Annotated in this window: 8 protein-coding genes; 4 read left to right on the top strand and 4 right to left on the bottom strand. The window is 44.3% G+C overall.

Going from position 1 to position 12,534, the window contains the following annotated elements; all coding sequences use genetic code 11:
• Window positions 1–25: 25 nt before the first annotated feature.
• The 4 genes from FTT73_RS00555 (at window position 26) to FTT73_RS00540 (ending at window position 2,830) form a co-directional block, all read left to right on the top strand.
• Window positions 26–901 carry an Hsp33 family molecular chaperone HslO gene (locus tag FTT73_RS00555; RefSeq protein ID WP_005095347.1) on the top strand — a complete coding sequence of 292 codons (876 nt, stop codon included), beginning with the start codon at window positions 26–28 and terminating at the stop codon, window positions 899–901.
• Between the two features lie 323 nt (window positions 902–1,224).
• On the top strand, window positions 1,225–1,686 hold the full coding sequence (locus FTT73_RS00550) for a DUF2147 domain-containing protein (protein ID WP_005095344.1): 462 nt from the start codon (window positions 1,225–1,227) through the stop codon (window positions 1,684–1,686).
• A gap of 459 nt (window positions 1,687–2,145) precedes the next feature.
• A complete protein-coding gene (locus FTT73_RS00545; protein ID WP_074383946.1) occupies window positions 2,146–2,478 on the top strand; it encodes a chaperone modulator CbpM in 333 nt (110 codons plus the stop codon).
• An 88-nt stretch (window positions 2,479–2,566) separates the two neighbouring features.
• Complete coding sequence (locus FTT73_RS00540; RefSeq protein ID WP_005095339.1) at window positions 2,567–2,830, top strand: YdcH family protein; 264 nt, start codon at window positions 2,567–2,569, stop codon at window positions 2,828–2,830.
• Window positions 2,831–3,041: 211 nt separating this feature from the next.
• Here FTT73_RS00540 and pnp read toward each other — a convergent pair whose 3' ends face one another.
• The 4 genes from pnp to FTT73_RS00520 form a co-directional block, all read right to left on the bottom strand.
• Window positions 3,042–5,129, bottom strand: coding sequence for a polyribonucleotide nucleotidyltransferase (gene pnp / locus FTT73_RS00535; RefSeq protein WP_171063368.1), 2,088 nt, complete (start codon window positions 5,127–5,129; stop codon window positions 3,042–3,044).
• 259 nt (window positions 5,130–5,388) lie between these two features.
• Window positions 5,389–5,658, bottom strand: coding sequence for a 30S ribosomal protein S15 (gene rpsO / locus FTT73_RS00530; protein WP_004637724.1), 270 nt, complete (start codon window positions 5,656–5,658; stop codon window positions 5,389–5,391).
• 898 nt (window positions 5,659–6,556) lie between these two features.
• The gene (recD, locus tag FTT73_RS00525) at window positions 6,557–8,338 is read right to left on the bottom strand and encodes an exodeoxyribonuclease V subunit alpha (protein WP_100329313.1); all 1,782 of its coding nucleotides are present in this window, start codon (window positions 8,336–8,338) and stop codon (window positions 6,557–6,559) included.
• Window positions 8,339–8,409: 71 nt separating this feature from the next.
• The gene (locus tag FTT73_RS00520; RefSeq protein WP_180190854.1) at window positions 8,410–12,531 is read right to left on the bottom strand and encodes a UvrD-helicase domain-containing protein; all 4,122 of its coding nucleotides are present in this window, start codon (window positions 12,529–12,531) and stop codon (window positions 8,410–8,412) included.
• Window positions 12,532–12,534 lie beyond the last annotated feature (3 nt).

The following is a 12,534-nucleotide window of genomic DNA, read 5'->3' as shown; positions in this document are numbered from 1 at the left end:
TTAAAGCAGGGTTATGGAGAATTTTATGTCTGATTTACGCCAACGCTTTTTTATTGAAGATAGCCCTGTTCGTGGTGAAGTGGTGCATCTTGAAGAAGCTTTACAAACCATTTTAGCGCAACGTGACTATGCACCTGCGGTCAAGATTCTGTTGGGTGAAATGCTCACTGCGACTGCACTGCTTGCCAGCACCTTGAAGATTAAAGGGCGTATCAGCCTGCAAATTCAGGCATCGGGCACATTTAAATGGGCAATGGCTGAATGCAACCACCTGGGTGAAGTTCGCGCTTTGGCGGACTATGAAGAAGATCCGCACTTTCTGGTGGGTGAAGACAGCAGCACCATCTTAAAGTCACTGGTTTCTCCAGTGCTGTTTATCAATATCGAACCAGAATTTGGTGAGCGTTATCAAGGTATTGTGCCGCTGGACAAAGAAAATCTGGCTGGCTGCCTCATGCAGTATTATGACCTGTCTGCACAGATTCCAACGCGCATTGTACTGGCAAGCGACCATCAGCGCGCCGGTGGTTTACTGATTCAGCTATTGCCACGGAATAGTGAAGAAGAACAGCGCCGTGTTGATGAAGATTTATGGCCGCGTCTGACCATGCTCACTGAAACCTTGAAAACTGAAGAACTAATCGGCCTGCAAGCCACTGACATTCTTTACCGTTTATATAATGAGGAAGAGGTGCGCTTACCAGAAACTGAAGCCTTGAAATTTGGCTGTACCTGCTCTAAAGAGCGCTGTGCAGTGGCCTTACAACAGATTGGCGTAGAATCAATACGTGAAACACTGGAATTCCAGAATCCGATCAAAATGGATTGTCAGTTCTGTAATAGCCAATATACCTTTACAGCCGAAGAGGCCTTAGGTCTATGTGGTGAACATCTAAGCTAAACGGTGCTAAGCATGAGTTTAAAAAAGCATTCCTCAGGAGTGCTTTTTTATGTTTTAAAATTTACATGACGAAGCTCAACAGAGCATATTTACCTCCAGTAGAAAACCTGCCTATTCACTGAATCAGATCCTCAGATAAACCCCACCTCAAAATCCCATTTAAATTATAAGACTATTCACATTAACAAAGACCAAATAATCATCGTTTTAAAAAAATTATGAGAATACAATCACATTTTATAGTATTGATTTAATTATGCTTTTAAAATAAATTAGAGTAATAATTCTAAAATGAATACAGTATCAAATTTAACAGGTATGTTATGAAAAAATTATTGAACACTCTAGTGATGGGGATAAGTTTGGCTGCGGTTTCTAGCTTGGCCTTTGCCTATGAAGATCCGTTAGTGGGTAAATGGAAAACCATTGATGATCAATCAGGCTATTCTCGTGCGGATGTAGAAGTTCGTAAGAAAGCGGATGGTAGCTATGAAGGAATAATTGTCGCAACACGTAGCTTGCCTGGCGCAGAGAAAATGGGCATCTGTCATAAATGTCCAGGTCAGCTCAAAGACAAACCGTTTATAGGCCTGCCGTTTATCTGGGATTTTAAAGCAGATCCGAAAAAGCCACGTGAATACCATGACGGCAAAGTGCTTGATCCGATCAGTGGCAAAATTTACAAAGGCAAAGCACGCCTAAGCGCCAATGGCAAACGTCTAACCTTGCGTGGTTATGTCGGTGTCTCAGTAATTGGCCGCAGTGTAACCTGGATAAAACATTAATTTCAGAAAGATTTTCAAAGCCTCTGTATCAGGGGCTTTTTCTTTGTCATGATTTGAAACAATAAAGTACAAATAAAAACTGTTTTGGCGCGGCTAAAGTCATAATAATGGATCGAAGACGGTTATTTTTTATCCATTTATGATGATCAATCTTCAGCCTTGTTCAATTCTGTCATCAGGTCTGCTTTGCCGTCCTCATAGGGCAGCGTATATTCAACACAGGAAAGTGTTTGAACACACTCGGTCAATAAAACATAAAACTATAAAAACAGCGTTCACTTTCACCTTCTCTTATTCGCGCGTTCCTGAGGCATTGAATACCGGAACATACCGATTTTTTTCTCGTGATCATTTGAGTCATCACTCTGAGTCTGCATATCCGAAGAATAGAAAGCGTTTTACTTCAGCACCTTTTCATTCTCTCAATTTTGCACACTTGGCTGTTTAAGGAGTAGAGCCATGACTACAATTCAGTACCAAGAAAGCTTTTCACAGGACTATACCCCGTCAGAAATTATGGACGATCACTCATTTGACCTCATCCACTTCGCAGAAGCATGCGGACAAAGCCCGGAATGGGTCATGCAATTGATTGAACATGGAATTCTGCCCGATCGTTCTCCTATCACGCCAGCCAGCACTTTCCTCGGTGAGGATATTTCACGTGCACAACGCGCCTATCGCCTGCAACGCGATTTTGATGCGTCATTTACCGCAGTCGCGATGATGCTGGACCTCATCGATGAAGTGCAGGAGTTACGCCGCGAGGTCAAACATTTGCATTTTAAGTAAGTCCTTTGATGCTCTGTCTATCTGTATCTTTCGCTGCAGATCAGGGCATATTTATTTTTAATTTGATGATTAGAGTATAAAAAGCGCTATGAAAACCAAAGATTGTAATAAAAAAATGAAATACATGTTTCCCGAATACCGCGACTTGATTGTGCAACTTCGCGAGGAAAATCCATACTTTGCCAAATTATTTGAGGAACATAATGAGCTGGACAGGAAAATTAGTCAGCTTGAACTCGACCCGGTCAATCATATCAACAATGATATTGAAGCGATCAAGCGTAAAAAGCTAAAATTGAAAGATGAAATTTATCGTCTGTTAAAAAGTTCTGAAGCCGATCCCCTGACCTAAGATCAACTGCTTAATACAGACTCAGATCGTTCAATACCATCGTGCGACAATCGTTGACAGCCTGTGGGCCGATTCAAACATTTTGGCCAGATGTGCGGAGATTTTCCGAAGCATAAAAAAAGCCCTGAACAGCCAAAGTAAGCACTTTGATCAAGCTCAGGGCTTTTGATATTTCATTCCCATGAGCTAACTCATGGGAATATTCAGTAGATTAAACTTGTTCGATGTCTTTCATGGTCAATTTGATACGGCCACGGTTGTCAACGTCTGCAACCTGTACCTTCACTTCTTGACCTTCTTTCAATACATCTGCAACGTTCGCAATGCGTTCGTTCGAGATTTGAGAGATATGAAGTAAACCATCAGTACCCGGAAGAATATTCACGAACGCACCGAATTCAACGATACGAATCACTTTACCCACGTAAATTGTACCTGGTTCGATCTCAGCAGTTAATGCTTGAATCTTCGCAACTGCAGCAGCTGCTGCCGCTTTAGTTTCACCGAATACGCGAACTGTACCGTTATCTTCGATATCGATTGCAGCTTTCGTTTCTTCAGTAATCGCACGAATCGTCGCGCCGCCTTTACCGATTACATCACGGATTTTGTCCGGGTTGATGTTGATCACTTGGAAGGTTGGTGCATGCATCGAAATTTCAGGACGAGCGCGTGAAATTACTTGGTTCATCTCATTAAGAATGTGCATACGACCGGCATAAGCCTGGTTCAATGCAGACTCCATGATCTCTTCAGTAATCCCTTCGATCTTGATGTCCATTTGCAGTGCAGTAATACCGTTTGCAGAACCTGCGACTTTAAAGTCCATGTCGCCCAGATGATCTTCATCACCCAGGATGTCAGAAAGAACTGCGAAACGCTCGCCTTCTTTCACTAGACCCATTGCGATACCCGCAACTGGTGCTTTAAGTGGAACACCTGCATCCATAAGTGATAGAGAAGCACCACATACAGAAGCCATTGAAGATGAACCGTTCGATTCTGTGATGTCAGATACGATACGGATCACGTACGGGAAGCGGTCAGCTGCAGGAAGAACTGCTTGAACACCACGACGTGCTAGACGACCGTGACCGATTTCACGACGCTTAGGACCAGATTCACGACCCGTTTCGCCTACAGAGTATGCAGGGAAGTTGTAGTGAAGCATGAAGTTGTCAGTTTTAGTACCTGCAAGGGTATCAACCATCAACGCATCACGGGTATTACCCAAAGTTGTTGTAACCAATGCCTGAGTTTCACCACGTGTGAACAATGCAGAACCGTGTGCACGGCCTAACACGCCCACTTGTACATCGATTGCACGAACAGTTTTGGTATCACGACCATCAATACGTGGCTTACCAGACAAGATGTTGTCACGAACCGTGCGGTATTTAAGATCTTCAAAGAGTTCGTTTACTTCGTCAGCAATACCTGTTTCATCTTCTTCAGGAACGAACTGAGCAACCGCTTCTGCGTGAAGTGCATCAAGTGCTGCATAACGATCTTGTTTCACAGCAATTGTGTAGGCTTCAGAGATTTTCGCTTCAAATGCATCTTTTAATTGACCAAGAAGCGCTTCATTTTTGCTTGGAGCAACCCAAGTTGACTCAACTGCGCCAGCTGCTGCAGCAAATTCTTTAATCGCTTGAATCGCGATTTGCATTTCGTCATGACCGAACAATACAGCGCCCAGCATTTGGTCTTCTGAAAGTTCTTTCGCTTCAGATTCAACCATCAATACTGCAGCTTCAGTACCTGCAACAACCAGATCAAGATCAGACTCTTTTAACTGTTCGTGGTTCGGGTTCAGGATGTATTCACCGTTGATCAAACCAACGCGCGCGCCGCCGATTGGACCACGGAAAGGCGTACCCGCAATCGACAATGCAGCAGAAGTACCCAGCATTGCAGCAATGTCAGCATCCATGGTTTTGTCAGATGAAATTACTGTCGCAGTCACTTGAATTTCGTTGAAGTAACCTTCTGGGAACAATGGACGAATTGGACGGTCGATCAGACGTGAAATTAAAGTTTCAGCTTCAGACTGACGGCCTTCACGCTTACCATAACCACCCGGGATACGACCTGCAGCATATTGCTTTTCTTGGTAGTTAACAGTCAATGGGAAGAAGTCTTGACCGGCTTTTGCTTTAGGTTGCGCTACAACAGCAACAAGAACCTGTACGCCGCCCATGGTGATCACAACAGTGTTTGCTTGACGTGCAACGCGACCTGTTTCAAGAATCACGTTGTGTTGACCGAATTGGAATTCTTTACGAATAATATTAAACATCGACATGTTTTATTTTTTCCTAGTTCTTGTGAACAATTATTCTAGTGGAGACCCCTAAGGTTTGGCATTCACGACCATATAGACGAACAAATGACAAAGCTTAGAAGCCGACCTCACCAGATTAAATACTATTTTTAAACACAAAGAAGGAGCGAAACATTCGCCCCTTCCACTGGCCTAGCCAAAAGCTAAACCGACTTTAGTTTTCAGCAATAAAGCACAAAGCATGCAATAACCCGAAAATAAAGTTTAAATCGAATTAACGACGTAAACCTAAAGCACCGATCAATGCTACATAACGACCGTGGTCTTTACCATTTAGGTAGTCAAGCAGCTTACGACGTTGGTTAACCATACGGATTAGACCGCGACGGCTATGGTGGTCGTGTTTGTGCTCTTTGAAGTGACCTTGTAAGTCATTGATTTGAGCAGTCAAAAGAGCTACTTGAACTTCTGGTGAACCAGTGTCGTTTTCAGCGCGTGCGAATTTAGCAATGATCTCTGCGCGATCTGCGTTAGTTAAAGCCATTCGATTTCTCCGAGATGCTTATATATTTTGATAAAAATCAATGTAATGAGAATTCAAAACTTTGACTGCCGTGCATCACTACAGCAAGTTGTATATTTTAAGGGAAAATGCGCCAAATTGCAAAAATAGATCAGCACTTTTAAATGTTTTCAATCGGTGATTTATTTAAAGCGAAGCTGTTGTCCATTGATCCTGAGTTATTCAAGATCTGTACTGTTTTAAGCGAGATCGTCTAGACCACTTAAATAGAGAAATCGACCTAAGCAATTAGAACGCTTTTTCTATTGTTTTAATGTACCGTCGTCTGTCTGAATAAAAAATAGATAAAAAAAAGCCCGAGTTTAGTCGGGCTTTTTGGCGCTGTAGTTCTTTCTCTTATCATTATTATTTATTGTGTTTTTTATAGCGTTTTACGCTTGTTATTATTTTCAAACATCCTGTTGAAAAATCACCTTCCTTGTGTGGTAGATTTTGCCATATTCTACAAAGACAAGTAGAGGCATTTAGCGTATCTTGCTGTAAGCTATTTCGTACAATAACTAGCCTAAAAGTTGCATAATATTACATTAATACCACTTTATTTAACCTAATTCGCTTAAATCCAGCCATTCCACAACAATATCCAACTTTAGAATTAAGGTAAATATCTAGTATTTTGAAATATAAATTAATTAAATATAAAAAAGCCTTGTAGTCTCTCCCAAAACTACAAGGCTTAGCGGCTGTAAGTTTCCTCTTTTTACTTACCTCACTGTAAGTTCGCTGTCTACTGACATTCTTTTTATAATTATACGATTATGCTCAACTTTCCGTGTTGAGTTATTTTGTATGACCAATCTTCTCAAAAACTGATTAAAAGCTCTATGCGGCAATTTCTTGAATCCGTGTAAGCTTTTACCTACAAGATCTGATTATTTTTTGCCAATAAACTAGTAGATTGTTCAAGTATTTTTTGACTTAAACCACTTTTACGTGTGGTTCGTACGCATAAGGCTTGTGTAAAAGCGTCACAATCTACCAATAAACTGACCACTTTTTTAGCACGGGTAATTGCAGTATAAATCAACTCTTTACTTAATAGATTTTGCGCATATTGATCCAGCACCACTGCGGTATGTGCAAATTCTGAACCTTGAGATTTGTGAATGGTCAGTGCAAAAGCGGTTTCTATACTCTTTGGCAAACGGGTGGCTAAGACCCATTTTTCCAGACTCGGAAAATAGACTTCAAACTGGCACTGACCAGACTGCTCACGTAAAAAACAGATGCCAATATCACCATTGGATAAACCCAGTTGATAATCGTTATAGGTCATCATGACCGGCCGCCCGACATACCAGTCACCCTGCTTCAGTTGACCTTGAGCTGCTAAAAAGCGTTGTTCAATCTGTAGATTGATTTTGAATAAGCCCAGATCACCAGAACGAATCGCAGTTAAAATACGGTAATCATCAAATGATCTCACCACCTGTTGTACATATTGCTCGAAATTATCTAAGCCTTGCTTATTTTTGACAACCTGTGTATAGGCCTGATAACCATACATCAACTGGTCATAATATTGATTCAATGTAGTGGCCGTCTGTTCAGCACTAGGCGCTAAATATTGCAACTGGATCTGGTCAATCTCAACCTGATCCAAGGCGATGGCTTGTAATTCACTGGCAGTGACAATCTGCTGCTCAAATTTTTGCAGGACACTGGCAGCTTCATGCTGCTGCTGAATAAAATCAGCCATTGCCCCAATCTTGGCCCCTGCTTTAAAACGTCGTGTGGTAATTAAGTTGACCCGATTATCCTGCAAAGTCGCAACCTGTTGCAGATCTGCCAGAACGGTACCGACATCCACAGAAGCCAACTGGTCTGCATCGCCAAGTAAAATCAGACGTGCCTGAGATGGTACAGCAGCCAGCAACATCTGTGACAGACTTAAATCCAGCATCGAGGCTTCATCGACCACAATTACGTCATAGGGCAAAGGCTGTTTGGCATGAAAACGTGGCTGTCCGCGCGTGCCCAATCCCAATAAACGATGCAGGGTCACGGGTTGTAACTGTTGTAGTGCAGCTATTTCAAACTGCTGCAAAACTTCAGTCTGTAAGGCTTTTTGCAGCGCTTCTTTCATCCGCTGTGCAGCCTTTCCGGTCGGCGCGGCCATGGCAATCCGGATATTCGGCAGCGCATCATATAAAACTGCAATAATATGCGCCAGCGTATAAGTTTTACCGGTTCCCGGCCCGCCAGTAATAATACTGAAGGCTTGCTCTGCCACCATTTGCAGGGCTTTTTGCTGCTGTGGATCTGAGAGCAGACTGCGGTCACGTGCTGTTAACTCCAGGGCTGCAATAGACTGGGTCTTGATTCGTGCTATATGCGTTGCCACTGCCTGTTCCAGCTGCCAGTAGCGGTACAGATATAAATGCTGATCTTCAAACACCAAGGGGGCAATACCCGTGCCTTGCTGAGCATGATCACGCACCAGATTATGCAATAATGCCATTTGTTGAGGAAGCGCTTCAATGCAGCTATCGCCGGCCTGCATCGCCTCAAGCAATTGCTGAATCAGTAATTTTGCTGCCGGATCAAATGTAGCCGAGCTAAATGGAGGCTGACATAAATAGTCAATCCAGGCCATCAAACTGGCGTTTTGTTGCGACACGTGATTCTGCTCATTTTCCACACAGTTATCCTCAAAGTTATCCACAGGATAATTTTCTGTTTAATCTCTATATATTTTATCAGGCAGCAAAATTATGCTGTTTTTTTCTGCTCAAAATAGCCCAAAATCTGATCCAGTTTTTCAACGAATTCGATGTCTGGTTGCCAGTGATATACACCTTGTTCCATCTGCCCGTGCATACCGCGTAAATATAAATAGCTTGCGCCGCCCAGATGCTGCTGCATTGAATACGCCTGCATATTTGCGTTCAGATAACGATGCAGGGCCACCAGATACAAGGCTGCCTGCAACCAGTAACTGGACTGGCTCATATTCTGCTGAATCGCCTCAGTTGTATAATGCTGTTGATCTGGGCCGAGAAAGTTACTTTTATAATCGGCAATATGGTAACGCTGGCCATCAAAATACACCAGATCGATGGAACCGGTCAGATAACGTGCCGATTTGGCTTCATTAAAATCGCTCATGACAATGTCATGTTCAACAAAGAGCTGATGAATTTGTCGGATCTGCAAAGGCGCATCGGTCAGTGACAGATAGAACGGGAATTCTGACAGATACTGTTGATCACCCAGTTGTGCCAAAACAAAATCTGCCTGAATCGGAGTGACCAGAATGTCATGCACCCAGTCATGCATCAGATTGAGTAAAATATCTTCCCTAATTTCATCAAGCAATCCATCTAAAGCAGTCTGGAAGATGCTTTCGACATTGAGCTGTTCAGGACTTGCAAGGTGTGCAATCTGGGCCATTTCCTGTTCAAAAAACAGGATAAAGCTGTCATCATCCAGCTCGGTGAAATAACGCTCAAACTGGCTTAAAAAGAGCATCAAGGCTGATCGGTCTTGCTGTGCCGATTGAAATAACTGTCGCCATTGTTGACGATAAGCTTCGCTCTGATCATGCAGGCGAATGCCGCTCAGCAATTTATAGTTCAGGCTGGACAAAACGCGTTGCATACTCTGTTGCAACTCATCTGCTTTGAAATTTGCCTGCGCTGCGGCTTGAAACAGGCTACGCAGATTCACCGCTGCGGCCTGATAATGCGGCGCAAAGGTCTGCTCCAGCACAGTACGCAACTGGAAGGCCTGTTCAAATTTTTCTTTCAGTTCTTGCCAGATTTGCGGTGCAGTATTTTTAAAACGACGGCGAATTTCCAGATTCCAGTAACTGCTATCCTGAAAATTGACATGTTCAAAAATACTGTGCAAGAAAGTCCCGGCCACCGTACCTTTGGGGAAATTCAGCTTGATCCAGTCCAACGGTGTGACAGCCGGCTGATCTGCTAAAGCATTCAGATTGATTTCATCCGCTGCACTATCCGGGTGTTCCTGTGCATTGACCAGATCATCCTGCAAAACTGGCGCATGTGACTGGTGTTGCGACAATGCGGTAAAACTGGTTTTGGTGCGTGGATAGAACTGTCGCTCTGGCAAAGGTTGCGCCAGCATGTCGATCTTATGATGGTGTGACTGCTCGACCAGACGTGCCGGTTCCTGAGACAGCGGCTGCTCGACCAGAGATAAAGCATGTTCGAAGATGGCATCGCCCTGGCCACGCCAGAACGCCAAGCCCGAATCGGATTGTGAAGCGTGGTCTTGCAACATGGCATACACCCGATGACTGGCACGGGTCAGCGCCACATACCAAAGCCGGTGATTTTCCGCTGCATTACGCGCTGCATTCTGTAAAATCGCCTGCTCGTGCAAATGCTTATGATTGACTGCAATCACCCGGGATTGTTCTAAAATACTTTCAGACAGTGTGCCACTTAATGAAAAGTTCAAGTTGCCTTTATTTACATCAAAAGCAGCATCTGCGCCCAATAAAAATACCACTTTAAATTCCAGCCCTTTAGAGGCATGGATGGTCATCAGCTGTACCCCATGATCACCAGACAGCTTGCGTTCTTTTTCACTGTCTTTGCCTGAAGGGGACTGTAACTGACGCAAATACCAGTGATAGAGTTTTTGGGCACCCTGATAATATTCGCTTTGCTGGCTCAGAATTTCGGTCAGATGACGCAAATTCACCACCACCCGTTCATTATCCAGACTTTGACTGGCCACCAGATGAGTCCAGACCTGAAACAGGTTTAAGGCATAATTCCATGCCGTGAGAAAACCTTTTTCGAACCACATTTCCCGAATTGCATCCAGATCGGCAATATAGCGACTGAGCCCTTCACTCTGCGCCTGTAACTCAATCAGTTTTTTCAGGTTGAAACCCAGCAGGCGGGTCAGTAAGGCACGTTTGACCTTGGATTCATTAAAAGGATCCATGATTGCAGTCAAGACGGCCGCGACATCCTGCGCAATAGCACTGGCAAAAACACTTTGTTTGGACTCTTTATAACAAGGAATACCCATACGCTGTAGGCGCTGCTTGACCTGCTCAAGGGCAAAATGTCCAAACCCCAGCACTGCAATATCATCGGCTTTCAGGCTTTGAATACTGTTCTGCTGCTGAAAATATAACTGCTGTTGAGCAGACTGATTGAGGAGTGCACGGATTTTCCAGGCCACCTGATCGGCTTCTACATCCGACTCACCCAACTGAATCCAGCGTAAGGGCTGCGGATTGCAGACAGCGCTATCGATGAGATCCGGATGCGGCCGACTCCCGGCCTGAATCAGGGTGTACTGCACCTGTTCACCAAAATCCATCTGGCGTTGAAATAAAGCATCGACCACTTCGACCAGCGCTTTGACCGAACGATGGTTCTGCATCAGGGTATATTCGCGGCCCTGCTTTTGCCGCACGTCAGCATGTGCCTTGTTATAGGTCAGCATGTCGCCGCCACGGAAACCATAAATCGCCTGTTTCGGATCGCCGACCATAATCATGCAGCCGGACTGCACCCGGCTGGCACCCCGCCAGATCTTGGCCAGCAGGTCATCCTGATCCTGATTGGTGTCCTGAAATTCATCCACCAGAATCAGCGGATAACGTGCCTGTACAAACTGGGCAAAGCGCTGGCCTTGTTGTCCTTGCAGTGCTTCCGCCAGTGTGCGGATTTGCTGGGAAAAAGTCGTTTCACCCTGCTGTTGCAGGGTTTGTGGCAAACGAGTCTGCACACTTTGAATAATATGAAATTCCAAATAGGTCGTGAGCTGCTTCAACTGCTCATCCAGATCCTGTTTGACCTCACACAGTACATCAATTGCCACGATCAGGCTGTGTTGCAAAATCAGCTGCTGCTCCGCTTCCGGACAGCTCTTGTTAAAAACCTGAATGGTCGGCTGGAAATCAGTTTTTTTACGGCGTAAATGGCACAGATTCAGTAAAATCGGTTGCAATTCCGCATCAAAGAAACTCATGCCACCCTGAGTTTTTAGGGCTGCGCTCCAGGTCATAAAGTTTTCACAAACGTCGGTTAACTTGGTCAAAAAACTCTTGTGAAAATACTTTGGACTTTCCTGACAATAGCGCCGCATGACTTCGAGATCATGCTCATGAATATTCAATAATTGGGTAATACAGGCTTCTAATTTACCTAAATCACATTCAGCCGGCTCGACCTTCTGGAATTGCTGCTTGCTAAAATTCAGGGCATCCCGAACCAGCCCGGTATAATGCTCGACCGGTTTCAGCAGATTCTGCACATACAAATGATTGACCATATATTGTGGCTGCTGCTGAATCCAGTCACGCAGCACATCATGAATCAGTTGCTGGATATATAAATCCTGATCTTCGGTCAGTTCAGCACGTTCAATCTTGCCACTTTCAAAAGAAAATTCACGTAACAGTTTCTGGCTAAAGCTGTCCAGCGTCCCGACAAACAGTTCATCCAGCTGGTTCAGTACCAGACGCAAGCGGCGACGGGCATAGTCCATCCGTGTGCCATAATCTTTCAATACCTGCTGAAATAAAGGATCAGTTTCGCTCTGAATCTTCGCTGCAATTTCCACAGAATTGAGCTGCTGATGACGCTGGATATAGGCCAAAGTTTCTTCGACCCGCAGCCGTACCCGGTTTTTCAGTTCGGCCGTTGCCTTGCGGGTGAAGGTGGTTGCAATCACCTGATGCGGATAATACTGATCCAGAAAAATCCGCACCATCAAACTAGATAAAGTATAGGTCTTGCCGGTGCCTGCCGAGGCCTCAATCCAGTGTAAGCCCCGGAACGTCATGTCCTGAATCGGATTGGTAGAAATGGCTTTTTGCATCTGCTGCTTTAACACGGTCATATT

The sequence above is a fragment of the Acinetobacter sp. YH01006 genome (assembly GCF_013420445.1).
Lineage (GTDB): Bacteria > Pseudomonadota > Gammaproteobacteria > Pseudomonadales > Moraxellaceae > Acinetobacter > Acinetobacter pseudolwoffii.
This window is presented reverse-complemented; position numbering and strand designations above follow the sequence as displayed.